We start from the raw sequence: 25,513 nt of genomic DNA on the forward strand, positions 1-25,513 counted from the left end.
GGGCCGACTATCGAGGGAAACCCTGATTGCTGACTTCGGCCCGTCAGGCCCTTGGCAGCCGCCGTTGGTCGCGGCACCGCGCCGGTTTTCGCAGTGCCGCTAAGCTCATTTACGAGGGTATGTTTATCTTCAGTGAGGTGAGCGGATGGCAGAGATGCGGCACCAAGTAAAGAAACCAGATCTGTATGACCGTTTGATTGATCGTCTGGGGCTTGCCCTGGACATGGCGAAAACAGCAGTGCGGCTTCGTAACGAGCATCCCGCTGAACTGGAATTGCGTGGATTGAGTCATGCCGAATTCCAGTTGATCGAAGCCTATCTGGATGCTTGTCCGGAAAAGACTGAAGTTGTCTTCAACGAGGATTCAGCGAACATCAAGAAGGGGAGTTCCAACACGTCACGGGAGCCTTCGGAGTCGATGCGTGCGGCGCATCCTCAAGCCAATGTCATCTGGCTCAAGGACCAGCGTCGCGCCAAGGTGTCGGCAAAGTTGAGTCGTTACAGTCACAGCAAACATTTCAAGCGTTAACCTTCGCGGGTTTGATCCCGTCTTACTAAGCGTTGCTGCTTAGCGCCAATACTTTTAGGCTTCGGGCATCTTTGGAGATGCCCTGATGCCCTTCCGTTATTTCATCAAGAACCTGCTGCTGCCTCCCGGTCTTTTTCTGCTGCTGATTGCCTTCGCCTGGTGGCTCAGAAGTCGCCGGCCGAAAACGGCGCGCCTGCTCTTCGTCGTGGGGATTGCCGGCCTGTGGGCGATGAGTCTGCCGATTGTGGTGCAGTGGTCGGCGACGGCCATCGAAAGTATTCCTCCCCTGCAGCAAGACCAGTGGGCGACGCTGGCCCAGCGCGCTGACGCGATTGTCGTGCTGGGTTCAGGCCGTGAGCGCAAGGATCCGACCTGGGGCAGCGATATTCCAACAGGCGTGGCCTTGGAGCGGATGCGCTATGCGGCGCGCCTGTCCAAGGCGTCCGGGCTGCCGATCCTCACCACGGGGGGCTTGCATTACGGTGAGCCGCCCAGCGAGGCCGCGATCATGGCGGACTCGTTGCGTGATGACTTCGCCGTGCCGGTGCGCTGGCAAGAAGGGGAGAGCCGCACGACGTGGGAAAACGCCAGCATGAGCGCGGCGATCCTGCTGCCGCAGGGCATCAAGCGGGTTGTCGTGGTGACTCAGGCCTGGCATATGCCGCGATCGGTATGGAGTTTCGAGAAGGCCGGGTTCACTGTCGTGCCAGCGCCGGTCGGCTTTCTGAGTGTGGACAACGCCAGACCGTTCGGCGGCTGGACCCCTGAGGCCAGAGCCGTCTGGCAAAGCGGGCTGCTGTTGAATGAAGCGGCGGGGCTGGCAGGGTACCGGTTGTTTTATCGGTGACCTGAGCCGCAGGCGCATGACGGGCCCGATCTTGGCCCGACTGTTGGATCGACTGCGATCCTACCTACCAATTACGCGCGCGCCTCGTAGGGCCGGCTTTAGCCGGGAAGGCGTCAATGGTTCTGCCGCGAAACGGATGGCGCACATGCTGGCCTCTTCCCGGCTGAAGCCGGTCCTACTGTGCCTCAACCCCTCACACCGCTTTCGCAATCCTGCCGGCGAAGAATGCCCACCCGATCAGCAGCACCGACAGGATGATCAGCGGCCAGGAGCGCCAGTGCAGGTAAGGCGTGAGCTGGTGCATTGGGGTCACTTCGCCATACATCACCGCACGCTCGAACTGCGGCACGGTGGTGGTGATCTTGCCGAAAGGATCGATCAGCGCGCTGATGCCGTTATTGGTGGCGCGGATCATCCACCGGCCCGCTTCCAGCGCCCGCATCTGTGCCATCTGTAAGTGTTGCAGCGGCCCGATCGAGGTGCCGAACCAGGTGTCGTTGCTGACCGTCAGCAGCAGGTCGCTCTGCGCCGAAAGCCCCGCAGCGAACTCCGGGTAGACCACTTCATAGCAGATGAACGGCGCGATCTGGTAACCCTTGGCCTGCAACAACGGCTGCTCGGCAGGACCTCGGGCGAAGTCCGACATCGGCAGGTTGAAGAACGTAATCAACCCGCGCAGCAGGTCCTGCAGCGGCACGTATTCACCGAATGGCACCAGTTTCTGCTTCAGGTACGTCCCGTCGCCCTCGCCGGTCACCGTGATCGCGTTGTAATAGCGCCACTCGTTATGGCTGCCTCTCTGACGCAACGGGACGCCGGTGATCATCGCCGAGTCGCGGTCTGCGGCAAATTTGCCCATCATCGACAGATAGCCTTCGACCGATTCCTTGAGCACCGGCACGGCGGTTTCAGGCCAGACGATCAGATCGGCTTTTTGCGAGGTGAACGTCATGTCGCGGTACAGCGCCAGCTGGGCGTTCAACGCCGCCGGGTCCCATTTCATGCTCTGTTCGACGTTGCCCTGCATGGCGGCGACTTTCAATGGCGCCCCGGACGGTTCGGTCCAGGCGTGATTCTTCAATGCCAGACCGAATATCCACGGCGCCAGCAACAATACAACGCCGCCTGCGAGGTAGGGCTTGCGCGCACGCAGCCGAGGCAGGTTGCAGAGCAACGCTGCGGTCAGCGCCAGGCTGAACGAGATCAGCCACATACCGCCCAGCGGCGCCAATCCCTTGAGTGGGCCGTCGAGCTGACTGTAGCCGGAGTAAAGCCACGGAAAACCGGTCAGGAACCAGCCGCGGAACATCTCTTGGCCAAACCACAGCGCGGCAAATGCCAGAGCGTCGGCCAGCGGCGCTTCATTGCGCCGGATCCAGCGCGCCCAGAGCCAGGCGGGCAGGGCGAAGAAAAACGCCACCGACGCGCAGAACAGCACCATGAGGAAGACTGCCAGCCAGACCGGAGCCTCGCCGTACGTGTGAATGCTGACGTAGATCCAGCTGGTGCCGCCGCCGAACAGGCCGAAGCCATAGCTCCAGCCGCGCCATAAGGCCTGGCGGGGCTTGAGGCCGCGCAGACCGAGATAAAAGACCACCAGCGCGACGATCGCCAGTGGCCAGATATCGAACGGCGCCAAGGCCAGGGTGATCAGCGCGCCAGCCACCATGGCCAGCAGGTTACCGGGCCAGCCGGGGCGGGTGATCCAGCGCATTTACATTCCTTATGAGGGATACGACGTTACGAGCGGGAGATCGGACTCAGGCGCAACAGGTGGATGCGACGACTGTCGGCATTCAGGATGCGGAAACGATACGCGCCGATTTCGGTGATTTCGTTACGCTTGGGCAGATGCCCGAACGCATTCATCACCAGACCGCCGACCGTGTCGAACTCGTCGTCGGAGAACTCGCTGTCGAAGAACTCGTTGAAGCTCTCGATCGGCGTCAGCGCCTTGACCAGGAAGTCGCCACTGGGCAGCGGCTTGATGTAGCTGTCTTCCTCGACGTCGTGCTCGTCCTCGATATCGCCGACGATCTGCTCCAGCACGTCCTCGATCGTCACCAGGCCCGCCACACCGCCGTATTCGTCGATGACGATGGCCATATGGTTGTGGTTGGCGCGGAATTCACGCAGCAGCACGTTCAGACGCTTGGATTCGGGAACGAAGGTCGCCGGACGCAGCAGGTTTTTCACATCGTCCGCGCCACCGTTTTCCTTGAGGATCAGCGGCAGCAGGTCCTTGGCCAGCAGCACGCCGAGGACATCGTCGTGGCTTTCGCCGATCACCGGATAGCGCGAGTGCGCCGAATCGATGACGGCTGGCAGGAATTCACGAGGGCTCTGGCTGGCCTTGATGCTGACCATCTGCGAGCGCGGCACCATGATGTCGCGCACCTGCAGGTCGGCGACCTGAATGGCGCCTTCGACAATCGCCAACGCTTCGCTGTCCAGCAGCTTGTTTTGATGGGCTTCGCGCAGCAGCTCAAGCAGCTCCTGGCGGTTTTTCGGCTCATGGGCAAATGCCTGGGTCAGTTTGCCCAACCATGACTTTTGCCCGTTGCTCAATCGGTCTTCGCTCATAGCCCTTACTCGTGGTCCTTGCCAGGTGTTTCTGAATGGGGGTTGCCGACGATTTCATCGTCAGCGTAGGGATCGGGATAGCCCAGCTCTGCAAGCAACTCTCGTTCCAGCGCTTCCATTTCTTCGGCTTCGTCATCGTCGATGTGATCGTAGCCCAACAAATGCAGGCAGCCATGAATCACCAGATGCGCCCAGTGCGCGTCGAGTGCCTTGCCCTGTTCTGCGGCTTCACGGGCGACGACCGGAACACAGATCACCAGATCGCCCAGTAATGGAATATCGAGGAGTTCGTCAGGCACATCGGCCGGGAACGACAACACGTTGGTGGCGTAGTCTTTGTGACGCCAAGTGTGGTTCAGCTCCCTGCCTTCGGCTTCATCGACCAGGCGGATGGTCATTTCCGAGTCGGCCGTGCGCTGGCGAAGGCCCATTTCGCACCAGAGGCGGAACTGGGCTTCGCTCGGGGCGCTGGCTTGACTGGCGATTTGCAGGTCCAGCTCAAGCATCGCGGCGATTGTCCCGGGAGGGCTGCTGGTCGTTGTTCCGCTCTTCGAAGCGCTCGTAGGCTTCGACGATGCGCTGCACCAGCGGATGGCGCACAACGTCCTTGGGCTTGAAGTGGGTAAAGCTGATCCCCGGCACATCCTTGAGCACTTCGATGACGTGAGTCAGGCCGGATTTGGTGCCTTTGGGCAGGTCGATCTGAGTGATGTCACCGGTGATCACGGCGGTGGAGCCGAAGCCGATACGGGTCAGGAACATCTTCATCTGCTCAACGGTGGTGTTCTGACTTTCGTCCAGAATGATGAAGCTGTTGTTGAGCGTGCGGCCGCGCATGTAGGCCAGCGGCGCAACTTCGATGACCTGCTTCTCGATCAGTTTGGCGACGTATTCGAAGCCAAGCATCTCGTAGAGCGCGTCGTAAAGCGGGCGCAGGTACGGGTCGATCTTCTGTGCCAGATCGCCCGGCAGGAAGCCCAGTTTTTCACCCGCTTCGACTGCCGGACGCACCAGCAGGATGCGGCGAATCTGCTCGCGTTCCAGCGCATCGACTGCCGCAGCCACGGCAAGATAGGTCTTGCCGGTACCGGCCGGGCCGATGCCGAAGTTGATGTCGTTGGCGAGGATTTCCTTGACGTAGCGTTGCTGATTCAAGCCACGGGGGCGAATCATGCCTTTCTTGGTGCGCAGCGCGACGCCGACTTCGGCGGCAGGGTGGTTATCCAGCTCTTCAACGCCGGACTCCTGCAGGAACAGATGAACCATGTCTGGCGACAGCTCGGTACTTTTGGTTTCCCGGTACAGCCGGCGCAACAGGTTTTCTGCCGAAGTGGTCTGTTTGCGTTCGCCGATCATCTCGAACTGGCCTCCGCGATTGCGGATCTCGATGTCCAGGCGCTGTTCGATCAGGCGCAAATGCTCGTCGAATTGCCCGCACAGATTGGCGAAGCGATGGGCCTCGATAGGTTCAAGGCTGAAACGATGTGGTTCGATAGGTGCGTTCAAAGTGGTTTTTTAGCCGCCCGACGGCAATGAAGGTGAAACGAAGGATAACCCCTGTCGGCAGTGTCCGAAAGGGCTCACTTACTAATGGTTGAGTCAGCAAGCGCTACAACCCCTGTAGGAGTGAGTTTGCTCGCGATTACGTTGTATCAGGCACATCTCCGGTGACCGCGTAAACGCAATCGCGAGCAAGCTCACTCCTACAGAGTCATGCGTGCACCGTAGGACGTTATTGCAACAACGACCCACGCAGCGAGTGGGGCTGTGCGCTGTCGATGTAGACGTCGGCGAATTGCCCGATCAGCTTGGGATTGTCGCACCGGAAGTTGACGATCCGGTTGTTCTCGGTACGACCCTGCAGCTCGCCGGGGTCTTTCTTCGAGTAGTCGGTCACCAGAATCCGCTGCACGGTGCCCGCCATCCGGCGGCTGATTTCGAAGCCCTGACGATCAATCAGGTTCTGCAACTGCTTGAGCCGCTCCTTTTTCACCTCTTCCGGGGTGTCGTCCACCAGATCGGCGGCAGGTGTGCCCGGGCGCTGGCTGTAAACGAACGAATAGGAGAAGTCCATGCCGACTTCTTCCACCAGTTTCATGGTCTGCAGGTGGTCCTTCTCGGTTTCTCCGGGAAAGCCCACGATGAAGTCAGAACTGATGCAGATATCCGGGACGGCGGCGCGCAGCTTGCGCAGGCGTGATTTGTATTCAAGCACGGTGTGATTACGCTTCATTGCCGCAAGAATGCGGTCCGAACCCGATTGCACCGGCAGGTGCAGGTGCTTGACCAGCTCCGGGACCTCGGCGTGGGCCTGGATCAGGCTGTCCGAGAACTCAAGCGGGTGTGAGGTGGTGTAGCGAATCCGGTCGATGCCGTCGATTGCGGCGACGACGCGGATCAGCTCAGCCAGATCGGCCAGGCGTCCATCGTGGGTCGTGCCGCGATAGCCGTTGACGTTCTGTCCCAGCAGCGTCACTTCGCGCACGCCGTTCTCGGCGAGGTGGAAAACTTCGGTGATCACGTCGTCGAACGGGCGACTGACTTCTTCGCCGCGGGTATAAGGCACGACGCAGAACGTGCAGTATTTGCTGCAGCCTTCCATGACCGACACGTACGCGCTCGGGCCGTCGACGCGAGGCTCTGGCAGGTGATCGAATTTTTCGATTTCCGGGAACGAGACGTCGACCTGCGGCAAACGTGTCACGCGAGCGGCGTCGATCATCTCCGGCAGGCGGTGCAGCGTCTGCGGCCCGAAGACAACGTCGACATACGGCGCGCGATCGCGAATCGCCGCACCTTCCTGACTGGCCACGCAGCCACCGACGGCAATCACCATTTCGGGATTGGCCAGCTTCAGTTCACGCCAGCGGCCAAGCTGGGAATAGACGCGGTCCTGCGCTCGCTCGCGGATCGAGCAGGTGTTGAGCAGGATGACGTCGGCATCTTCAGCGCGCGCGGTGACTTCCAGTGCTTGATGTTCGCCCAGCAGATCGACCATGCGCGAGCTGTCGTACTCGTTCATCTGGCAGCCGTGGGTTTCGATGTAAAGCTTCTTGGACATGCGGGTTCATCAGGTGATTCGAAGAACCGCGCATTATAGTGAGCCGGGCCTCGGGTTCCTAGCGTTCCCTAACGAGCGGCATGCTATAGTTCGCGCCCTTTTCAAAACACCGATCATTGCCTGCCAGTTATGACCAAACGCGAAGCTCCAATCTACAAGGTGATTTTTCTCAACCAAGGACAGGTGTACGAGATGTACGCCAAGCAGATATACCAGAGCGATCTGTGGGGGTTTCTGGAAGTGGAGGAATTCGTCTTCGGTGAGCGCACGACCGTCGTGGTAGATCCCAGCGAAGAGAAGCTGAAAGCGCAGTTCGACGGCGTGGTGCGCAGTTTTGTGCCGATGCATTCGATTGTGCGCATCGATGAAGTCGAGCGTATGGGCACCGCTAAGATCAGTGAAGCGCGTCAGACTGGCAATGTCATGCCGTTTCCGATGCCGATGCCTGACAAGTAGGCTTCTGACCGGTCAGCGTTCGATGGGAGCGACTCTCGTTGCCGAGGCGGCTTGTGTCAGCGAAGCGATCATTCGCAGCGCTGGCTCAGAAATGCCGCTCAGGGCTTCGCGCTATCGGGAAACGGTGCAAAAGGGGTGCGCCCTTCGGCCGTCTGCAACTCCAGAAGATACTTGCGGAAGATCTGCCCCAGAACTTGGGTGGCGACGTCGAGATCTTCTTTCTTCATCTGCGCTGACACTTCGTCAGCCTGGTCCAGCGCATCTTCCGAACCATTGACCGCCGCCATCTTGAGCACGATATACGCCTGGATGTTGTTGGCCTGAACGCCTTCGCCACGGAAAAACATCAGACCCAGTTGATACTGCGCCTGAGCGTGGCCCTGTAACGAGGCTTGTTCGAAATAGTTGAGTGCTTGAGTGAGGTCGCGCGGCGCACTTTTGCCGTCGTAGTAGAACTGTCCCAACTCATATTGCGCCTGCGCATCCCCGCCCTGAGCCGCCTGCTGGCAGGCCGACAACGCTGCTGGCAGGTTGTCTGGCTGGGTATTGAGGGTGCAACGACCCACCGCTGGGATCAACAACGAGTTGCCACCTGCATTAGCCAGCAGGGGATGAAGAAGCAACAGGCAGCCCAATGCAAGGGTGCGGCCGGTGCGATTCATGGAAGTCGACTTACCTCTGAAAAAGGTGCGGGCATGCCCGTCCAGCTAAACGTGCTGGCTGCGCATTATGAAATAAGCGGGGCCAACCTTACAAAGTCTTTACTGATTTTCTGCTGCACGGGCCTTACAGCGCTGAATTCAGGAGGTTTTGCCGCTGCATAATGACGCTTTCGGGCCGTGGCTGCTCCTGAAAACGCTGGCTGATGGACGTTTGCTGCCGCTACGGGCCAGATCGCGGGACAAGCCACGCTCCTACAAACCCTCTATTGCCCAGTGTACGGATGCAGCGCAGCTAATGCTGTGGTGTAGGAGCGTGGCTTGTCCCGCGATCGGCTGCGCAGCAGTCGTAAAACCAGACGGCGCTGATGCCCGGCGGGATCCGTTCCGCCCGTTCTGCCCGTTATTTCAGCTGAGCGAACGCCTTCTCGGCCGCGTCCAGCGTCAGCTGCAACTCGGCTTCGCCGTGGGCGATCGAGGTGAAGCCCGCTTCGAATGCACTTGGCGCCAGGTACACGCCGCCTTCGAGCATTGCATGGAAGAAGCGCTTGAAGCGTTCTGCATCGCTGCTCATCACGTCGTGGAAAGTGACGATTTCTTTCGCTTCAGTGAAATAGAGGCCGAACATGCCGCCCGCCTGAGTCGTCACGAACGGAATGCCGGCAGCGTCGGCGCGCTGTTGCAGGCCTTCGAGCATGCGAGTGGTGTAGGCGCAAAGTTCGTCATGGAAACCCTCGCGGCTGATCAGGCGCAGGGTCGTCAGGCCCGCGGCCATCGCCAGCGGGTTGCCGGACAGCGTGCCAGCCTGATACACCGGGCCCAGCGGCGCGATGTGCGACATGATTTCGCGCTTGCCGCCGAAGCAGCCGACCGGCATGCCGCCGCCGATGATCTTGCCGAACGTGCTCAAATCCGGCTTGACGCCGTAGTAGGCCTGGGCGCCGCCGAGTGCAACGCGGAAACCGGTCATGACTTCGTCGAAAATCAGCACCACGCCGTGCTTGTCGCATTCTTCACGCAGGCCCTGAAGGAAGCCCGGTGCCGGCGGAACGCAATTCATGTTGCCTGCCACCGGCTCGACGATGATGCACGCCACTTCCTGGCCCACTTCGGCGAGCATTGTCCTGACCGCATCGATGTCGTTGAATGGCAGGGTCAGCGTGTGCTTGGCGAACGCGGCGGGAACACCCGGCGAGCTCGGTACGCCGAGGGTCAGTGCACCCGAGCCGGCCTTGACCAGCAGACTGTCGGAGTGACCGTGGTAGCAGCCTTCGAATTTGATGATGCTGTCCCGGCCGGTGAAACCACGGGCCAGACGGATCGCGCTCATGGTCGCTTCGGTGCCGGAACTGACCATGCGCACCATTTCCATCGACGGCACGATCGAGCAGACGAGATCGGCCATCTCGGTTTCCATCGCCGTCGGCGCGCCATACGACAGGCCATGTTCCAGCTGCTTGCGCACTGCATCCAGCACTTCGGGATGGCTGTGACCGAGAATCATCGGACCCCAGGAACCGACGTAATCCACATAACGCTTGTCGTCTTCGTCGGTGACGTAGGCGCCCGCGGCATGTTTGAAGAACAACGGTGTGCCCCCGACGCTCTTGAACGCGCGAACGGGCGAATTGACGCCGCCGGGGATGTGCTTCTGAGCGTTGGCGAACAGGGTTTCGGAACGGGACATGATGAAGTCTCTGTTTGAGTCGGTAGAAGGAAGCGCAAAACGGCCCGATGCGGATCAGGCCGGTTTGAACAAATCGTTGAACGCACGCGCGCGGCGAGTGACTTCCTGCGCGGTGTCGGCACCGAACAGTCCGTGCACCACGGCCAGCAGGTCGGCGCCATGGGCCACCAGCGGGGCGGCGTTTTCCAATGTGATCCCGCCGATGACGGCAATGGGCAGGGAAATACGCTTGCGCGCCTGATCGAGCAGGTCGAGGCCGCACGCCGGCGCGCCCGGCTTGGTGTTGGAATTGAAGAACCGGCCAAACGCAACGTAGGTGGCGCCATCGGCCTTGGCTTTTTCGGCCAGCTCGACCTGCGCGTGGCAGGTGGCGCCGACGATCGCCTTATGGCCCAGCAAGGCGCGCGCGTCCGGCAGCGAACCATCTGTCTGGCCCAGATGCACGCCGACACCCAGTCGCGCGGCGACCTCGGCGTCGTCGTTGATGATCAGGCGCGTTTTATAGCGCTCGCACAGCTTGAGCAGCTCCGAGGCTTCACGCAGGCGACGGGTTTCATCGCCGGATTTGTCGCGGTATTGCAGCAGCGTCACGCCGCCATCGAGGGCGGCTTCGACGTAAGACAGGAACTTGCCCGCCAACAGCTGGCTGTCAGTGACGGCATACAGGCCACGTAGTTTCATCGAGAGTGCCTCTTGTTCGTGGCGTACGTTACGAGCAGAAATCCAGCGGCAGGCGGCGTGGAACGAACTGGCCCTGACCCAGCTGTTCCGCATCACGCAGCGTGCGCCAAGTGTAGTCCAGTGCGGTTTGCACGGCGCCGATCAGGTCCTGCCCCAGCGCCAGGCGACCGGCCAGTGCGCTGGCCAGGGTGCAACCCGACCCGTGATAACTGCCGGGCAGGCGCTGGCACGTGAAGGTGTGGGTCTTGCCGCCCCGAATGTACAGGCGGTTGTGCACTTGCTGCTCGTCGCCGTGGCCGCCGGTGATCAGCAGATGCTCGCAGAACGGCAGCAGTTTGTGAGCGCACTCATCTGCCGTGCCTTCAGGCAGTTCGGCAAGAATGCGGGCTTCCGGCAGGTTGGGCGTGGCGATGGTCGCCAGTGGCAGCAACCGCTCGCGCATCGCATAACCCACTTCGTCCTTGCCCAGTCGTCCGCCACCGCCGGCACGCAGCACCGGATCGCAGACCAGAGGCAGGTGTGGATGGGCCTGCAGCAGTTCGACGACGGTATCGACCATTTCAAGCGAACCCAGCATGCCGAGCTTCACGGCCGCGACGGTCGAATCGTTGAGCACGGCGTTGGCCTGAGCCAGCACCCATTCACGATCCAGCACCCGGAAATCGCTGACGTTCACGGTGTCCTGAACGGTCAGGGCGGTGACCGCCGGGGCGGCGTGACACCCTTGCGCGAGCAGGGATTCGATATCTGCCTGCAAGCCGGCGCCGCCACTTGGGTCGTGGCCGGAGAGACAGAGGACAACAGGGCGGGAGCTATAGATATTCATGGTGCGCGAGCTTACCACTAAAGTTTTTGCCGGGCCGCCGGTCGCCGTCAGAAATTTCGCACCTGCGTCGGCGATGGCTCTGTTTCGGTGTTTTCAGGGAGAATGATGCCGGTCGTCCCGAAAGGCTAACGAAAGCTTGGCGTTGGACGATTAAGATGGTGTCATCTAGCTATCAATCGCCATGTCTCGGCGTCTCGTCTGTTCCTGTCATAAGAGTGAATGCAAGTGCGTTGCCCGTTAAGCCTGTTGGCAGAATTCTCGGTCGTCCCGAGTGTCCAGGGTTTGTCCCGGATCGTGAAGTCGTCCCCCGAAGCGTTGGGGATCAGCCTGACCGCCCTGAATCAAGCGGGCGGTGTTGCATGCGCCTTCTACTGACCCTTTTATGCCTTGTGCTGCCGATGCTGGCGGGCGCCGTCGAGTTCGACGAAACCACGCGCACGCTGCCGTTGGGGCGGGCGACGCAGGTGTTCGAGGACCCGACGGGCGCCGCCACTATCGAAGACGTCTCCTCGCCCGAAGGCGCCGCCCGGTTCCGCCCGCTGGACGCCGGCTCGCTCAACGCCGGGTATTCGCGTTCGACCTACTGGCTCAAGGTACAACTGACCTATCGACCGACCAACCCGGTGGCGTCCGCCGACTGGTTGCTGGAACTGGCGTATCCGCCGATGGACCACGCCGACCTGTACCTGGCTAATGACGAAGCCGCGCCGAGCCTGACCTGGCAGACCGGCGACATGCTGCCGTTCTCCAGCCGGCAGATAAAACAGAACAATTACCTGTTCGACCTCAACCTGAACGCCAACGAAAGCAAAACCGTGTACCTGCGCGTCGCCAGCCACGGCTCGGTCCAGGCGCCGCTGAATCTGTGGGCCAGCCACGCTTACATCGAGGAGCAGCCGTCGCGGCTCTATGTGCTGGGGATGATCTACGGCGTGCTGGCCGTGATGCTGATCTACAACCTGTTCATCTACCTGAGCGTGCGCGACGCCAGTTACCTTTATTACATCCTCTACATCACGTGTTTCGGCCTGTACCAAGTATCGGTCAATGGCGCGGGGATCGAGTTTCTCTGGCCGGACAACCCGTGGTGGGCCAACACGTCCACGACCTTTCTGATTGCGGCAGCGATCCTCTTCGCCAGCCAGTTCGCCCGCAAATTTCTGCAGACGCCAACGCTCGGCGGCTGGCTCGATGTGCCCTTGCTGCTGATGATGGCCTGTGCAGCGCTGATCATGACCCTGTCACTGGCGCTTGATTACGGCATCGCGCTGCGTCTGGTCACCGGGCTGGTGTTGCTGTTCACGCCGGTCATTCTGTTGATCGGCATCGTCGCCTGGCTCAAGGGGCGGCGAGTGGCGCGGTACTTTGTCTTCGCCTGGTCAGCCTTCCTCACGGGCGGGGTGATCAACGCGACGATGTTGCTGGGCAGTCTGCCGAACAATTTCTGGACGATGTACGCCAGCCAGATCGGCTCGGTGGTCGAGGTGGCGCTGCTGTCGCTGGCGCTGGCGGACCGCATCAACACCATGCGCGATCGTCAGGCGCAGTTGATGGAGCAGTCGAGCCGGGATCTGGAAAAGCTTAATCAACAGTTGGCCGTCAGCAACCGCTTGAAGGATGAGTTTCTCGCCACGCTGACTCACGAACTGCGCACGCCCATGAATGGCGTCATCGGCTCGCTCGAGCTGATGCAGATCGACGGCGCTCAGGGCGAGATCGAGCTTTACCGCCAGACCGCTGCCGACTCGGCGCAGAACATGATGGGCATCGTCAACGGCATCCTCACCCTGACCGAGCTGCAGGCCGGGCGAATCACGGTGCAGAACGAGGCATTCAGCCTGCGCCACTTGCTGTTTCAACTGCGCAGCACGTTCGAGCCGTTGGCGCGCAGCAAAGCGCTGACCCTGACCATCGAGTTGGATGAGGAATTGCCGGACAGCCTGGAAGGCGACGCGCTCAAGCTGCGTCAGTGCCTGGAATGCCTGCTGGACAATGCCATCAAGTTCACCAAGACCGGTTCGGTCCGGGTGCGTGTGAACGCTCAGTACGTCGACAGGCAGCGCACGCGGTTGATGATTGACGTGATCGACACCGGGATTGGTTTCAGCCGCCTGGACGATGAAACGCTGTACGCGAACTTCTTCCAGGTCGATGGCTCGACGACTCGCGAATACGGCGGGCTGGGCATCGGTCTGGCCATTTGTCGACAGCTGATCGAGCTGCAGGGCGGGCGCCTGAGCCATCAATCCGAGTTGGGCAACGGCAGTCAGTTCCGCCTCAGCCTGGACGTTCAGCGGGCGACAGCGCCAGTGACGTGAAGGCACCCGCCAGGCTGTCTCGGCAAGGGCGAACAAGGCAAAGGCGCCGTCATTTAGTCGGCTATGGCACTTTTTTCGTCATCAGGTGCGTGATTCACTGGCGGGCATCCGCGCTCGCTGCGCGTTGACCGGACCGGAGTCGCCTCATGAATCTGCATCAGTTCGCCGAGACCCATGAAGTCACCAACCAGCCGCCTTCGCTCGATGGCGTCAACCTCTACCGGGTCGACCTGCCGTTGCAGGAGTGGTCGCGGCGCTTCGGGGCCGGCTGGGCGCAGGCGAAGATCGATGCTTACGGCGCGCTGGCCGGTGGACCGCTCATGGCAGCGGGGTTTCTCGCCAATCAGAACAAACCGGTGTTCGCCAGCCATGACCGGTATGGTCATCGCATCGATCTGGTGGAGTTTCATCCGGCGTATCACCAGTTGATGCAGACGGCCGTGGAGCACGGTCTTCCTTCATTGCCCTGGACCGATCCGCGTGAAGGCGCCCATGTCGCTCGCGCATCGATGACGTATCTGCACACCCAGGCCGAGGCCGGCAGCGGCTGCCCGTTGACCATGACCTTCGCCAGCGTCCCGGCCTTGCGTTTGCAGCCGGAGCTGGCCGACGTCTGGCTGCCCAAGATCCTTGCCACCGAATACGACCCTCGCAACGTCGGCATCGCTCATAAGGCGGGCGCGACGATCGGCATGGCCATGACCGAGAAGCAGGGCGGCTCGGATGTACGCTCCAATACCACGCGCGCTTACCCGGTCGGCCAGCCGGGGCCCGGGCAGGCGTATGAACTGGTGGGCCACAAGTGGTTCTGCTCCGCGCCGATGTGCGACGGGTTTCTCACGCTGGCGCAGACTGACAAGGGGCTGACGTGCTTCCTTTTGCCACGTCATCGGCCGGACGACACGCGCAACGAGTTCTACATTCAACGGCTGAAAAACAAGCTCGGCAATTGGTCCAACGCGTCCAGCGAAGTGGAGTTCCGCGGCGCCCTGGCGTGGATGGTCGGCGAAGAAGGGCGGGGCGTGCCGACGATCATCGAGATGGTCGCCATGACCCGTTTCGACTGCATGAACGGTTCCAGTGCGCTGATGCGTCAGGCGCTGACTCAGGCGACGCACCACTGCGCGCACCGGAGCGTCAGCGGCCGTCTGCTCAGCGAGCAGCCACTGATGCAGAACGTGCTGGCCGATCTGGCGCTGGAGAGCGAAGCGGCGCTGGCGCTGACCTTGCGCATGGGCCGCTCACTTGAACGGCTGGACGATCCTCACGAGGCGCGCTTTGCCCGGCTGGTCACGGCTGTGGGCAAATACTGGATCTGCAAGCGCGCGCCCGCGATGATCAACGAAGCCGCTGAGTGCATGGGCGGCGCGGGGTACGTCGAAGACACCATCCTGCCGCGTCTTTACCGGGAAGCCCCGGTCAACTCGACGTGGGAAGGTTCGGGCAACGTGCAGTGCCTGGATGTGCTGCGCGCACTGTCCAAGGAGCCGGGCGTGCTCGATGCGCTGTTTGACGAGTTGGGCGACGGTCATGGCGACCCACGACTGGCAGCGCACATCGATCGGCTGAAAGCAGCGTTTCAGGACACCAGCGATATTCAGTATCGCGCCCGGCAACTGACGGAGGATATTGCGGTGGGTTTGCAGGCGAAGCTGCTGCTTGAGGCCGGCAATTCGGCGGTCAGTGATGGCTTTATCGCCGGTCGTATCGAACAGCCGGGGCGGGTGTATGGCGCGCTGCCGCGAGGGGTGAATGTCGAGGCACTGGTGGACAGATCGTCACCGCAGGTTTAACTGGGTGTACGCGGTCGCTGCGGGAGCAATCGGAGGTTTCGACGGTCGCGAATGCGGTGTGTCTGGCACAGCGAGATCGCCAGGCTTTGCTGCCGGTTCCCGGCAGATCGTCGGCAAGCCAGAGCGCTATGGCCTCCGGCCAGAATCAAAAGCATGATTCGCTAAGCTTGTCGTGCCTTCCCTTGCCGTTGCAGGCAAGATGGTGCCTTGCAAGATCAGAAGGATGCGTATCGTGACCGAAGCTTTTATTGTCGTAGAAACCGCCGAGCAAGCCGTGGACCGGCTTGCCGAGCTGCACGCACGTGCAACCACCGCGCTGAGCCAGGCCCTCAAGCGCTACCTGAAAGACCGCGTTGAGCCCGACGCCGCTGAGCGTCTGTTGTTCCGCTACCCGGAATTGCGCTTGACCTATCACTGCCACGGCGAAGTACCGCTCACCACCCGCGCTTACGCCAAGGTGCAGCTGCCCGGCACATACAGCGTCACCGTCACGCACCCGGCCGCATTCCGTAAATACCTGATCGAACAGCTCGTTCCGCTGATGAACGACTTCACCGTCACGGTCGAAGTGGGCGTCAGCGAGCAGAATATTCCCTATCCTTATGTGGTCGAGCAGGGCGACGAACTGGCCGGCACCGGCGTGACCGCCGCCACGCTGGCACGGGTGTTCCCGAGCACCGACCTTTCGGCGGCCACCGATGGCATTGCCGACGGTCTGTACGACTGGGCCAATACCGATCCGCTGCCACTGGCGCTGTTCGATGCTGCACGCGTCGATTTCTCGCTGCGCCGTCTGGTGCATTACACCGGCAGCGACTGGCGTCATGTGCAGCCCTGGATTCTGCTGACCAACTACCACCGCTACGTCGACCAGTTCATCGTTCATGGCCTGGAAAAACTGCGCGACGATCCGCGCTTCGTAAAGATGGTTCTGCCGGGCAACGTTATCGTCGACAAGAGCATGGATCATGGCGAGGCTCAGGCCATCGTTTCCAGTGTGGTCTGGCACCGCTATCAGATGCCTGCCTACCACTTGATCGCCGAAGACGGTCACGGCGTGACCCTGGTGAACATCGGCGTCGGCCCTTCCAACGCCAAGAACATCACCGATCACCTGGCGGTGCTGCGGCCACATTGCTGGCTGATGATCGGCCACTGCGGCGGACTGCGTCAGTCGCAAACCATCGGCGACTATGTACTGGCCCACGCTTACATGCGCCGCGACGGCATTCTGGACCGGGTGCTGCCGCCAAACATCCCGATTCCGGCCCTCGCTGAGGTGCAGCTGGCGTTGCAGGAGTCAGCCGCGCAGGTGACGGGCGAACGTGGCGACGACCTCAAGAAGCGTCTGCGCACCGGCACCGTGCTGACGTACGACGATCGCAACTGGGAATTGCGCTGGGCGCAGGAGCGACCGCTCATCAACCTGTCCCGCGCTGTGGCGGTGGACATGGAAAGCGGCACGATCGCGGCTCAGGGCTATCGCCTGCGGGTGCCGTACGGAACGCTGCTTTGCGTTTCCGACAAACCGCTGCACAGCGAAATCAAGCTGCCGGGCTCGGCCAACGCGTTCTATGAGCGCGCCGTCACTCAGCACCTGAAGATCGGCATCGCCGCGCTGGACCTGATGCGCACTCAGCTCAATTCGCTGCACTCGCGCAAGCTGCGCAGTTTCGACGAACCGCCATTCCGCTGATGGTCATTCAGGACAAGGGCCACTAAAGTGGCCCTTTGTATTTTCGCTTACGCCGTTTCGAGTCCCCATGCCCCGCAATCAACGTCCCGTTCACCGCCGCCCCGCGCCTGACCGCTCCGGCGCTCCTCGCCGCGTCTCGAAAGCGCCGCCTGCCGAACCCCGCCTGATCCTGTTCAACAAACCGTTCGACGTACTGACCCAGTTCAGCGATGGCGAGGGCCGCGCGACGCTCAAGGATTTCATCGATATCCCCGGCATCTATCCAGCAGGCCGCCTTGACCGGGACAGCGAAGGCTTGTTGCTGCTGACCAATGATGGTCAATTGCAGGCGCGCATTGCTGACCCGAAGCACAAACTGGCGAAAACGTATTGGGTGCAAGTGGAGGGCGAGCCCAGCGAGGAGCAACTGCACAAACTGCGCAGCGGCGTGGAATTGAACGACGGCCCGACGTTGCCGGCACAGGCGCGGCAGCTGGAAGAACCCGAGCTGTGGCCGCGTAATCCGCCGGTGCGATTCCGCAAGAGCGTGCCGACCAGTTGGCTGGAGCTGATCATCAGGGAAGGCCGCAACCGGCAGGTGCGCAGGATGACCGCAGCCGTCGGTCTGCCCACCTTGCGGCTTGTGCGCGTGCGCATCGGTGACTGGAGCATCGACGGGCTGGATCAGGGGCAGTGGCGGGAAGTGCCGGCAAAGTTGTAGCGTCCACCGTTCAACCGTAGGAGCGCGCTTGCCCGCGATTGCAGTGTGTCAGACAAGGCGGATGTGTCAGATCAAACGATATCGCGGGCAAGCGCGCTCCTACAGGGCCCAGCTCGATCACTTGTGCTGCTCGATATACGCAATCACCACGCTTTTGATCACGAAAGCCAGCACGCCCAACCCCAGCACGCCGAACAGGATCATCGTGCCGAAGCGTCCAGCCCTGGATTTCTTCGCCAGGTCCCAGACGATGAAACACATGAAACCGATGAGAACCGTCACCAGGATGGTCATCATCCACTCTTCGAACACCTCGGGTTCCATCGTATGTCTCCGGTGAATCGGGCCTACCCGCCGCGCAGATGCACTAAGGGTAGCTCGGTGCTCGCCAGCACCTGATTGAGCACGAAACTGGAACGCACGCTGGTGACCCCATCGATGCGGGTCAGATGCCCGAGCAGAAATTTCTGGTAGTGATCCATGTCCGGGACCACGACCTTCAACTGGTAATCAGCGTCGATGCCTGTGACCAGGCTGCATTCCAGCACCTGTGGCAGGTTGCGGATGTGCTGTTCAAAATTCTCGAATCGGTCGGGTGTATGGCGGTCCATGCCGATCAGCACGTAAGCGGTCAGGCTCAGGCCCAGTTTCTTGCGATCCAGCAACGCCACCTGACGCTCGATGTAACCGTCGTCCTCCAGCTGTTTCACGCGTCGTGAGCAGGGCGAAGGGGACAGCCCGATGCGTTCGGCCAACTCCTGATTGGAGATGCGCGCATCGCGCTGCAATTCGGCCAAAATACTCAAGTCATATCTGTCGAGCTTGCTCACTATAAGCACCTTTATGAGATCGATTGCGCTGAATTATTCATCCGAAGTGAAAAATTGCGCAAGTGGTGTTTTCATCAGCAACATTCGCAATCCGCTGTCGCCCGGTCAGGCCTATTCTTTTAACCACAATCACTGCCCGGACATAGCGTCCAGCGCGGCCCGCCGAATCAGGCCAGCCGCGGCCTCCAGCCCGACAGGGTTGACCAGGCCACCGGGCTGCGCAATGTCCAGAAGACGATGCGAGGTGAGCCGGCGTCAAAAGCGTCGAGCCAGGACGAAGTCTCCAAGAGAGGGCCAATGAGCCCTCTTTTTTTGTGCCTGCGATAACCGCCGAGGCCCAAACGCCTGCCCCTTGAGCGTGACGTGCCTGCGACGGCCTGGGTCGACAGATTTCAGGCAAGCTCACGCCTACAGTTTCATGCGGCACGCTGATAGAGTGCGGCGAACGGCGCACCCAGAATGCAGTCCTATCCACAGGTATCCGCGCCGCAGTGAGGAAAGCATGAACATGCGCATCTGGCGTTTGACAGGTGTCAGTCTCTTGGCCTTGAGCATCAGTGCTCAGGTGCTGGCGGACGATAACAATCAACAGCAACAGCAACAACGTCAGCAGCAACAGCGCGGGTTCGAGATGCAGCGTCAGCAGCAACAGAACCAGCAGCGTAGCTTCAACGAGGATTCACAGCGTCAGCAACAGCAGCGCCAGCAGCAGCAACAGCAGTATCAGCAGCAGCGCCAGCAGGAACAGTTGCAGCAGCAACGGCAGATCCAGCAGAACCAGCAAGAGCGCTTCGATCAACAGCGCCAGCAGCAGGATCGCGAACGCAATCAACAGCGTCAGGATCAATTGCAGCAACAACGCCAGCAACAGTTGCAGCAGCAACAGCGCCAGCAGCAACAGCAGTTGCAACAGCGTCAACTTCAGGATCGTCAGAGCAATCTGCCCATCCAGAGCCGACCTGATACAGCGGTGCAGACTCAAGAGCCGCGTCAGGGCTTCTACCGCGACCTGCCGCGAGACAGCCCGTGGCGAGGCGGCGACCGTCGTCCCGATAACGGCAACTGGCAGGGCGGCAGACCACCGGGTGGCCATAACGAGGGTTGGGGATCCGGCCCGCGTTATCGCCCCGGTTATGAGATAGACCGCATTCCGGGCGGCTACTCACGTGTGCCCTATCACGGCAGCGACTACTTCTATTCAGGCGGCTATTGGTATCGCCCGCAGGGCCCGCGCTACATTGTGGTCGCGCCGCCGCGGGGCGTTCGTGTGCGCTACCTGCCCGATTACGCGCAGCAGGTCTGGCTGGGCAGCGCGCTGTTCTTCCTGGCCGCAGGCACCTACTACACCTATGAGCAAAGCACTCAGGAGTATGTCGTGGCCGAGCCGCCGCAGAACGTCGAGCCGGTGTATTCGCCTGAGCAGGCGCCGCAGCAGGGCGGTCCTTATGACGTGATCGCTTACCCGTCCAACGGCCAGACCCAGCAGCAGATCGAGCAGGATCGCTACGATTGCTACCGCTACGCCGTGCAGCAGAGCAACTTCGATCCCGCTACGGCTACCTATCAGCCAGCGCCGGAAGTGCTCGGGCTGTACCGGCAGGCGATGGCGAGTTGTTACGCCGGGCGTGGATACAGCGTTCAGCAGTAAGCACGCTTGATGATGTGAAGCGGACCGGCATCAGTTCAAGACTGGACTGTTGCCCCGCTTCACGACTTCCTGCGGGTCGGCATGAACCAGCACTTCGGCTTTGGGGTATTCGCCGCGAATGGCATTCTCGACCTGCTCACACAGCTCATGGGCGGCGGTCAGGGTCAATGCGCCCGGCAGCTCCAGATGCAATTGCACGAACCAGTGATTCCCGGATATCCGCGTGCGCAGGTCATGTGCGCCCAGCACGCCGGGCACGCTTTCGGCCAGCGCCAGCATGCGCGCGCTGACATCCGCTGGCAGTTCGGCGTCCATCAACACCGAAACCGTCTCCCGGGCAATGGAAACCGCGCTCCAAAGGATGTAGAACGCGATCGCCAGACCGAAGTAAGCATCCAGTTGCGCATAGCCGACGTACGCCAGCCCAAGGGCCAGCATGATGCTGAAGTTAAGCAGTAGATCCGAGCGATAGTGCAGCGAGTCGGCCCTGATCGCCGCCGAGCCCGTCTCCTTGACCACCTTGTGTTGCAGCGCCAGCAGGCCGAGGGTCAACACGATCGACAGCAACATCACCAACACGCCCAGGCCCGGAGCACTGAGCGCTTGCGGGTGCTGGATGCGCTGGATCGCCTGAAATCCGATGAGAAATGCACTGACGGCAATGAACAGCGATTGCGCCATGCCAGACAACGCTTCGGCTTTGCCGTGACCGTATCGGTGATCGTCGTCGGCAGGGCGAAGCGCGTAATGCACCGCGAGCAGATTCAGAAATGACGCCGCCCCGTCGAGCAGGGAATCCGTCAGGCCCGCAAGCAGGCTGACCGATCCGCTCAGCCACCATGCCACCGCCTTGCTGATGATCAGGACGCTGGCAACGGCCAGTGAAGCTCGCGTCGCCAGCCGCAATAACCGGGCGTGTTCGGGGCTGCTGCTCATGGTGCTTCCTTGTCAGAACGTTGATGCATCAGGCGGAGGGCACCAGGCCCAGCGACGCCAGTTGCTCGGTGCTGCCTTTGTGCTGGATCAGACGCGGATCGTCCAGTGGCAGCGTGCGGCCCAGTTCGGTCTGAATGATGGCCTGCAGCTTGGCATTGTCGACTGTGCCGTCGGTGCGAACCGCCGGTTCGAGCTTCTCGGGATCGATCTGCGCCTGCTTGCCGCTTGGCAGGTAGATCGCGCCGGTGGCGAAGTCGACGCCGAAGGCAATCACGCCGGGGATGATGTAGAACAGCAGACCGATGGCATCGAGGACGACGATTGCCGGGTCCATCCGGCCGCTGCCTTGAATCTGTCCACGACGGTCAGGATAAAAGATGCTGCCGCAAGCGGTCAGCTGAGTCAGAAGGCTGGCAACCAGAACGCCGCCGATCAAACGCGAAGGAATGCGCATGGGGATCTCCTCAGAGGAAGTCGCAACTATACAAGGCAAATGCCTAATCAATAAGACTATCCGAGTTGCGCGACGGTTCGTTGTCACGGCAAACAAAGCAGCGGCCGCCTCCGTATAATCGGCAGCCTGTTTCTGGAGCCGCCATGAATTCTCTGCCCATTGATGCCGTCTTGCCTGCCTTGCGCCAGGCCCTCGCCGAACGTGACGAAGCCGTGCTTGAAGCGCCACCCGGCGCGGGCAAGACCACGCGCGTGCCGCTCGCTCTGCTGCACGAACCCTGGCTGCAGGGGCAAAGCATTCTGATGCTCGAACCCAGACGCCTCGCCGCGCGAGCCGCAGCCGAGCGTCTGGCTTCGGAGCTTGGGGAGCGCGTGGGGCAGACCGTGGGCTACCGCATCCGGCTCGACAGCAAGGTTGGCCCCGACACGCGCATCGAAGTGGTCACCGAGGGCATTCTCACCCGCCGCCTGCAGGACGATCCTTCGCTTGAGGGCGTGGGCCTGCTGATATTCGATGAATTCCATGAAAGAAGCCTGGACGCTGATCTCGCGCTGGCGCTCAGCCTCAATGGCCGCGCGCTGTTTCGCGATGAGCAAGCGCTGAAGATTCTATTGATGTCAGCCACGCTCGAAGGCGAGCGGCTGTCGAGCCTGCTCGACGACGCCCCGGTGGTCAGCAGCGAAGGGCGCATGTTTCCGGTGACCATGCAGTGGGGGCGACCTTTCGTGCCGGGCGAATTCATTGAGCCACGGGTGGTGCAGACAGTCCTCGATGCGTTGGGCAATGAGTCAGGCAGCCTGCTGGTGTTCTTGCCCGGGCAAGCAGAAATACGGCGGGTCAATCAGCAGCTGGCCGACGCGTTGGGCGAGCGCAGCGACGTGATGCTGTGCCCGCTGCATGGCGAACTGGATCTGAACGCCCAGCGCGCAGCGATCGAGCCCGCACCCAAGGGCATGCGCAAAGTGGTGCTGGCGACCAATATCGCCGAAACCAGCCTGACCATCGACGGCGTGCGTGTGGTGGTCGATGCCGGCCTGGCGCGTGTTCCGCGCTTCGATCCGGGCAGTGGCATGACGCGTCTGGATACCCAGCGCATTTCCCGGGCCAGCGCTACTCAGCGGGCGGGCCGGGCAGGGCGTCTGGAGCCGGGCGTGTGTTATCGCCTGTGGTCTGAAGCGCAGCACGATCAGCTGGCGGCCTATGGCACGGCGGAAATCCTTCAAGCCGACCTCGCTGGGCTGGCGCTACAACTGGCGCGCTGGGGCGTAGAGCCTGTCCAGTTGGCCTGGCTGGACACTCCACCGGCGGCGGCCTATGCGCAAGCCCGTGATTTGCTGGCGGGACTCGGTGCGCTGGTTCGCACGTCGGGCGAAGACTGGAAACTCACCGCCCACGGACAGGCGATGGCGGAATTGCCCGCCCACCCGCGCATCGCTCATTTACTGTTGCGCGGTCAGGAGCTGGGGCTTGGCGCGCTGGCGTGCGACGTCGCGGCGCTGTTGGGGGAACGCGATATCTTGCGCGGTGCCGGCGCCGATCTACACAGCAGGCTGACCCTGCTCGCCGGAACTGAGCGTGCAGCGCGGGGTGCGCAGGGAGGCGTGCAGCGTGCCAGGCAGCTTTCGCGACAATACCGTGGTTACCTCAGACGCCCGCCTGAGCAGGTCGTCGCCGATCCCGATCATCCTCGCTGGCTTGGCGCCTTGCTCGCGCTGGCTTATCCCGACCGGGTTGCCCGTCAGCGACGCGAAGGTGGCGCAGAATACCGTCTGGCCAATGGGCGTGCGGCGCTATTCGGCGAGCCGGATGCGCTGATGAAAGAGCCGTGGCTGGTGATTGCCGATCTGGGCAGTCGGCAAGGCCAGCGCGAAGAACGGATCTATCTGGCGGCCGAGTTCGATCCTGCGCTGTTCGATTCAGTGCTCGCCGAACAGGTGACTCAGCTCGACCAACTGGACTGGGACGAGCGCGAGGGTGTGTTTCGCGCTGAGCGTCAGCGCAAGGCCGGCGAATTGATCATCAGCCGCGAGCCGCTGACCGGGCTGGATGATTCGGCACGCGGCCAGGCGCTGCTTGCCCTCGTGCGACGCAAGGGGCTGGAAATGCTGCCGTGGACGCCAGAACTGCGGCAATGGCAGGCGCGGGTCGGACTGTTGCGCCAACTCGATCTGGAGAAGCCGGGCACCAGCGAATGGCCGGACGTCAGCGACGAAGCCCTGCTGGAACGCCTGGAACAATGGCTGCTGCCGTATCTGGGAAAGGTCACGCGGTTGAGCCATTTCGGCAACCTCGACTTGTCGTCGATCCTGCATAATCTACTGCCATGGCCGCTGCCGCAGCGCCTGGACGAACAGGCGCCGCATCACCTCAGCGTGCCATCCGGGTCATCGGTGCGCCTGGATTACAGTGAACACCCGCCCATTCTGGCGGTGCGCCTGCAGGAGCTGTTCGGTCTGGCGGACACGCCACGCATCGCCAATGGCCGGCAGATCGTCAAACTGCATCTGCTCTCGCCCGCCCGACGCCCCGTGCAAGTCACCCAGGACCTCGCCAGTTTCTGGCGCAACACCTACGCCGAGGTCAAGAAGGACCTGAAGGGGCGTTATCCCAAACATTACTGGCCGGACGATCCGCTGGTGGCTGAGCCAACGGCACGGGTCAAGCCGAGGAAGTGATTCCGCTCTGCGGCACGGAGGCGTCAGCCAGATAAGCCGTTATTTTCCGGCGGGCAGCAAAAAACGGGCGATCACCGGCAGATGGTCGGAGATCAGCAATGTGTCCGCCTGACGGACCTGAGCATCGACGCGTTTGAGTTTCTGGCTGTGGAAAAGGTAATCCTGCGTACGATCCGGCCCGCTGACGCGTGGGTCGTTGGGGAAGCGGGTGTACCACTTGCGCCGCTCGTCGCCATTGGCTTCCGCGTTGCTGGGAATCATCGGGAAGTTGTCCCACATCGGCTGCAGCTCGCTGTCGGGCGAGTAGCGCTGACGCTGCTCGGGCGGCAAGCGCGGGTATTGCCCTTGCGGCAACAAATTGAAGTCGCCGCCGCTGATCCACAGGCTGCCGCTCTGCTCGAACGCATTCAGCAATCCGGTAATGGATTGCACCTGCCGTTGCGCCGTGTCGTCATCCGGCTGCGGTTCGCTCAACTGAGTATTGATCACCGCCAGATCCCCGCCGCCGCGTATGGGCAGGTAGCTCACCAACAGCGCCGGACGCGGCGCGAACAGGCGACCGATCAGGTCGCCATGTGCCGAGGGCAATTGCACGCGCTCCCCCTTTTCAAGCTGATAGCGACTCAGGGTCGCCAGCTTCATGCCGACACTGCCGAGGATGTGCCGGTCAGCGATGAAGTCCGACTTCCAATAGAACGCCTCGGTGCTGCAGGGATAAAGGTCAGTGACACGCTCCTGCAGCAGCGCGAGCTGATTGGTGTATCCGGTGTTCTTGGCGCCGTCGTCGACCTCCTGCAGCAGCACGACGTCCGGCTGCTCGTCGCGAATCACGCGCGCGACTTCATCGAGGTTGTAGGCAATGTCTTCGGGAGTAGGGCGCTCATCCGGGCCGCTGCCGTCAGCCATGTCGTACCAGAAGACGTAGCGCTTGCCCGCCAGATGCTGGATGTTCCAGGTCATGACCTTGAGCGCCTGGCCGGGTAACAGCGTGGGCGGCGCGGCGTCCTTGACGTTGCAACTGACAGGAATCTGCTCATGACGCGGCGGGTGCCAGGTCACGTCATAGATCAGCGCGCCGAGCAGCACCAGCGCGATCGCGAGATACAAGGCATAACGCGTCGGACGGGGCATGGG

The 25,513-nt window shown here is 61.7% G+C and carries 24 protein-coding genes; 9 read left to right on the forward strand and 15 right to left on the reverse strand.

What is annotated here, in order from left to right:
• The first annotated feature begins 145 nt into the window (after positions 1 to 145).
• Together AAGQ88_RS03060 and AAGQ88_RS03065 are read left to right on the forward strand one after the other, a co-directional pair.
• Positions 146 to 529 carry a hypothetical protein gene (locus AAGQ88_RS03060; RefSeq protein ID WP_342654404.1) on the forward strand — a complete coding sequence of 128 codons (384 nt, stop codon included), beginning with the start codon at positions 146 to 148 and terminating at the stop codon, positions 527 to 529.
• A gap of 85 nt (positions 530 to 614) precedes the next feature.
• The gene (locus tag AAGQ88_RS03065) at positions 615 to 1,376 is read left to right on the forward strand and encodes a YdcF family protein (RefSeq protein WP_342654405.1); all 762 of its coding nucleotides are present in this window, start codon (positions 615 to 617) and stop codon (positions 1,374 to 1,376) included.
• Between the two features lie 193 nt (positions 1,377 to 1,569).
• Here the strand turns inward: AAGQ88_RS03065 and lnt are convergent, their stop codons facing one another.
• From lnt to miaB, 5 genes are all read right to left on the reverse strand, one after another.
• Positions 1,570 to 3,090 carry an apolipoprotein N-acyltransferase gene (gene lnt, locus AAGQ88_RS03070; protein ID WP_342654406.1) on the reverse strand — a complete coding sequence of 507 codons (1,521 nt, stop codon included), beginning with the start codon at positions 3,088 to 3,090 and terminating at the stop codon, positions 1,570 to 1,572.
• 26 nt (positions 3,091 to 3,116) lie between these two features.
• Positions 3,117 to 3,959, reverse strand: coding sequence for an HlyC/CorC family transporter (locus AAGQ88_RS03075; RefSeq protein ID WP_342654407.1), 843 nt, complete (start codon positions 3,957 to 3,959; stop codon positions 3,117 to 3,119).
• 5 nt (positions 3,960 to 3,964) lie between these two features.
• The gene (ybeY, locus tag AAGQ88_RS03080; RefSeq protein WP_342654408.1) at positions 3,965 to 4,465 is read right to left on the reverse strand and encodes an rRNA maturation RNase YbeY; all 501 of its coding nucleotides are present in this window, start codon (positions 4,463 to 4,465) and stop codon (positions 3,965 to 3,967) included.
• A complete protein-coding gene (locus tag AAGQ88_RS03085) occupies positions 4,458 to 5,465 on the reverse strand; it encodes a PhoH family protein (RefSeq protein WP_093469127.1) in 1,008 nt (335 codons plus the stop codon). Before AAGQ88_RS03085 ends, ybeY begins: the two co-directional genes overlap by 8 nt.
• A gap of 226 nt (positions 5,466 to 5,691) precedes the next feature.
• Positions 5,692 to 7,020, reverse strand: a complete 1,329-nt coding sequence (miaB, locus tag AAGQ88_RS03090; RefSeq protein ID WP_093469130.1) for a tRNA (N6-isopentenyl adenosine(37)-C2)-methylthiotransferase MiaB — start codon at positions 7,018 to 7,020, stop codon at positions 5,692 to 5,694.
• A gap of 129 nt (positions 7,021 to 7,149) precedes the next feature.
• Between miaB and AAGQ88_RS03095 the strand changes: the two genes are divergently transcribed.
• Positions 7,150 to 7,476 carry a DUF1820 family protein gene (locus AAGQ88_RS03095; RefSeq protein WP_062384926.1) on the forward strand — a complete coding sequence of 109 codons (327 nt, stop codon included), beginning with the start codon at positions 7,150 to 7,152 and terminating at the stop codon, positions 7,474 to 7,476.
• A gap of 98 nt (positions 7,477 to 7,574) precedes the next feature.
• On the opposite strand, the gene AAGQ88_RS03100 is transcribed toward AAGQ88_RS03095, so the two are convergent.
• From AAGQ88_RS03100 to AAGQ88_RS03115, 4 genes are all read right to left on the reverse strand, one after another.
• Positions 7,575 to 8,138: a tetratricopeptide repeat protein gene (locus AAGQ88_RS03100; RefSeq protein WP_285424278.1), complete on the reverse strand. Its 564-nt coding sequence runs from the start codon at positions 8,136 to 8,138 to the stop codon at positions 7,575 to 7,577.
• Positions 8,139 to 8,538: 400 nt separating this feature from the next.
• Complete coding sequence (gene hemL, locus AAGQ88_RS03105) at positions 8,539 to 9,822, reverse strand: glutamate-1-semialdehyde 2,1-aminomutase (RefSeq protein ID WP_342654409.1); 1,284 nt, start codon at positions 9,820 to 9,822, stop codon at positions 8,539 to 8,541.
• Between the two features lie 54 nt (positions 9,823 to 9,876).
• Complete coding sequence (gene thiE / locus AAGQ88_RS03110) at positions 9,877 to 10,503, reverse strand: thiamine phosphate synthase (protein WP_342654410.1); 627 nt, start codon at positions 10,501 to 10,503, stop codon at positions 9,877 to 9,879.
• 28 nt (positions 10,504 to 10,531) lie between these two features.
• Positions 10,532 to 11,329 carry a hydroxymethylpyrimidine/phosphomethylpyrimidine kinase gene (locus AAGQ88_RS03115; protein ID WP_093469142.1) on the reverse strand — a complete coding sequence of 266 codons (798 nt, stop codon included), beginning with the start codon at positions 11,327 to 11,329 and terminating at the stop codon, positions 10,532 to 10,534.
• Positions 11,330 to 11,688: 359 nt separating this feature from the next.
• Between AAGQ88_RS03115 and AAGQ88_RS03120 the strand changes: the two genes are divergently transcribed.
• From AAGQ88_RS03120 to AAGQ88_RS03135, 4 genes are all read left to right on the forward strand, one after another.
• A complete protein-coding gene (locus AAGQ88_RS03120) occupies positions 11,689 to 13,647 on the forward strand; it encodes a 7TM diverse intracellular signaling domain-containing protein (RefSeq protein ID WP_342654411.1) in 1,959 nt (652 codons plus the stop codon).
• Positions 13,648 to 13,793: 146 nt separating this feature from the next.
• Entirely contained in the window at positions 13,794 to 15,440 is a 1,647-nt protein-coding gene (locus AAGQ88_RS03125; RefSeq protein ID WP_342654412.1) for an acyl-CoA dehydrogenase family protein, read from the forward strand.
• Positions 15,441 to 15,663: 223 nt separating this feature from the next.
• Complete coding sequence (gene amn / locus AAGQ88_RS03130; protein WP_256214587.1) at positions 15,664 to 17,136, forward strand: AMP nucleosidase; 1,473 nt, start codon at positions 15,664 to 15,666, stop codon at positions 17,134 to 17,136.
• Positions 17,137 to 17,203: 67 nt separating this feature from the next.
• Positions 17,204 to 17,836, forward strand: coding sequence for a pseudouridine synthase (locus AAGQ88_RS03135; RefSeq protein ID WP_342654413.1), 633 nt, complete (start codon positions 17,204 to 17,206; stop codon positions 17,834 to 17,836).
• A gap of 117 nt (positions 17,837 to 17,953) precedes the next feature.
• Here the strand turns inward: AAGQ88_RS03135 and AAGQ88_RS03140 are convergent, their stop codons facing one another.
• The 3 genes from AAGQ88_RS03140 to AAGQ88_RS03150 form a co-directional block, all read right to left on the reverse strand.
• Positions 17,954 to 18,160 carry a DUF2788 domain-containing protein gene (locus AAGQ88_RS03140; RefSeq protein ID WP_285424271.1) on the reverse strand — a complete coding sequence of 69 codons (207 nt, stop codon included), beginning with the start codon at positions 18,158 to 18,160 and terminating at the stop codon, positions 17,954 to 17,956.
• Positions 18,161 to 18,183: 23 nt separating this feature from the next.
• Positions 18,184 to 18,666 (reverse strand): Lrp/AsnC family transcriptional regulator, encoded by a 483-nt coding sequence (locus tag AAGQ88_RS03145; RefSeq protein ID WP_093469156.1) that lies wholly within the window; start codon positions 18,664 to 18,666, stop codon positions 18,184 to 18,186.
• A gap of 679 nt (positions 18,667 to 19,345) precedes the next feature.
• Positions 19,346 to 19,585 (reverse strand): hypothetical protein, encoded by a 240-nt coding sequence (locus AAGQ88_RS03150; protein ID WP_306470352.1) that lies wholly within the window; start codon positions 19,583 to 19,585, stop codon positions 19,346 to 19,348.
• Here AAGQ88_RS03150 and AAGQ88_RS03155 point away from each other — a divergent pair.
• Positions 19,571 to 20,314 carry a DUF6515 family protein gene (locus tag AAGQ88_RS03155; RefSeq protein ID WP_306470351.1) on the forward strand — a complete coding sequence of 248 codons (744 nt, stop codon included), beginning with the start codon at positions 19,571 to 19,573 and terminating at the stop codon, positions 20,312 to 20,314. The two genes, AAGQ88_RS03150 and AAGQ88_RS03155, sit on opposite strands and share 15 nt — an antisense overlap.
• A gap of 30 nt (positions 20,315 to 20,344) precedes the next feature.
• Here AAGQ88_RS03155 and AAGQ88_RS03160 read toward each other — a convergent pair whose 3' ends face one another.
• Both AAGQ88_RS03160 and AAGQ88_RS03165 read right to left on the reverse strand, forming a co-directional pair.
• The gene (locus tag AAGQ88_RS03160; RefSeq protein WP_285424269.1) at positions 20,345 to 21,250 is read right to left on the reverse strand and encodes a cation diffusion facilitator family transporter; all 906 of its coding nucleotides are present in this window, start codon (positions 21,248 to 21,250) and stop codon (positions 20,345 to 20,347) included.
• 28 nt (positions 21,251 to 21,278) lie between these two features.
• A complete protein-coding gene (locus AAGQ88_RS03165; protein WP_093469165.1) occupies positions 21,279 to 21,704 on the reverse strand; it encodes a polyribonucleotide nucleotidyltransferase in 426 nt (141 codons plus the stop codon).
• A gap of 143 nt (positions 21,705 to 21,847) precedes the next feature.
• On the opposite strand from AAGQ88_RS03165, the gene hrpB reads away from it, so the two are divergent.
• Positions 21,848 to 24,379, forward strand: coding sequence for an ATP-dependent helicase HrpB (gene hrpB / locus AAGQ88_RS03170; RefSeq protein WP_342654414.1), 2,532 nt, complete (start codon positions 21,848 to 21,850; stop codon positions 24,377 to 24,379).
• Positions 24,380 to 24,418: 39 nt separating this feature from the next.
• Here the strand turns inward: hrpB and AAGQ88_RS03175 are convergent, their stop codons facing one another.
• A complete protein-coding gene (locus tag AAGQ88_RS03175) occupies positions 24,419 to 25,510 on the reverse strand; it encodes an endonuclease/exonuclease/phosphatase family protein (protein ID WP_342654415.1) in 1,092 nt (363 codons plus the stop codon).
• Positions 25,511 to 25,513: the final 3 nt, after the last annotated feature.

Origin of the sequence: Pseudomonas sp. F3-2 (assembly GCF_038804275.1) — a bacterium.
Taxonomy (GTDB): domain Bacteria; phylum Pseudomonadota; class Gammaproteobacteria; order Pseudomonadales; family Pseudomonadaceae; genus Aquipseudomonas.

Bases quoted from the DNA above. Each gene is read 5' to 3' on its own strand.
- AAGQ88_RS03165 (WP_093469165.1), bottom strand. From the start codon at position 21,704: ATGCGCATTCCTTCGCGTTTGATCGGCGGCGTTCTGGTTGCCAGCCTT.
- amn (WP_256214587.1), top strand. From the start codon at position 15,664: ATGCGTATCGTGACCGAAGCTTTTATTGTCGTAGAAACCGCCGAGCAA.
- thiE (WP_342654410.1), bottom strand. From the start codon at position 10,503: ATGAAACTACGTGGCCTGTATGCCGTCACTGACAGCCAGCTGTTGGCG.
- hemL (WP_342654409.1), bottom strand. From the start codon at position 9,822: ATGTCCCGTTCCGAAACCCTGTTCGCCAACGCTCAGAAGCACATCCCC.
- AAGQ88_RS03095 (WP_062384926.1), top strand. From the start codon at position 7,150: ATGACCAAACGCGAAGCTCCAATCTACAAGGTGATTTTTCTCAACCAA.
- AAGQ88_RS03115 (WP_093469142.1), bottom strand. From the start codon at position 11,329: ATGAATATCTATAGCTCCCGCCCTGTTGTCCTCTGTCTCTCCGGCCAC.
- ybeY (WP_342654408.1), bottom strand. From the start codon at position 4,465: ATGCTTGAGCTGGACCTGCAAATCGCCAGTCAAGCCAGCGCCCCGAGC.
- AAGQ88_RS03125 (WP_342654412.1), top strand. From the start codon at position 13,794: ATGAATCTGCATCAGTTCGCCGAGACCCATGAAGTCACCAACCAGCCG.
- AAGQ88_RS03100 (WP_285424278.1), bottom strand. From the start codon at position 8,138: ATGAATCGCACCGGCCGCACCCTTGCATTGGGCTGCCTGTTGCTTCTT.
- AAGQ88_RS03075 (WP_342654407.1), bottom strand. From the start codon at position 3,959: ATGAGCGAAGACCGATTGAGCAACGGGCAAAAGTCATGGTTGGGCAAA.
- AAGQ88_RS03135 (WP_342654413.1), top strand. From the start codon at position 17,204: ATGCCCCGCAATCAACGTCCCGTTCACCGCCGCCCCGCGCCTGACCGC.
- AAGQ88_RS03065 (WP_342654405.1), top strand. From the start codon at position 615: ATGCCCTTCCGTTATTTCATCAAGAACCTGCTGCTGCCTCCCGGTCTT.
- hrpB (WP_342654414.1), top strand. From the start codon at position 21,848: ATGAATTCTCTGCCCATTGATGCCGTCTTGCCTGCCTTGCGCCAGGCC.
- AAGQ88_RS03120 (WP_342654411.1), top strand. From the start codon at position 11,689: ATGCGCCTTCTACTGACCCTTTTATGCCTTGTGCTGCCGATGCTGGCG.
- AAGQ88_RS03060 (WP_342654404.1), top strand. From the start codon at position 146: ATGGCAGAGATGCGGCACCAAGTAAAGAAACCAGATCTGTATGACCGT.
- AAGQ88_RS03140 (WP_285424271.1), bottom strand. From the start codon at position 18,160: ATGGAACCCGAGGTGTTCGAAGAGTGGATGATGACCATCCTGGTGACG.
- lnt (WP_342654406.1), bottom strand. From the start codon at position 3,090: ATGCGCTGGATCACCCGCCCCGGCTGGCCCGGTAACCTGCTGGCCATG.
- AAGQ88_RS03175 (WP_342654415.1), bottom strand. From the start codon at position 25,510: ATGCCCCGTCCGACGCGTTATGCCTTGTATCTCGCGATCGCGCTGGTG.
- miaB (WP_093469130.1), bottom strand. From the start codon at position 7,020: ATGTCCAAGAAGCTTTACATCGAAACCCACGGCTGCCAGATGAACGAG.
- AAGQ88_RS03160 (WP_285424269.1), bottom strand. From the start codon at position 21,250: ATGAGCAGCAGCCCCGAACACGCCCGGTTATTGCGGCTGGCGACGCGA.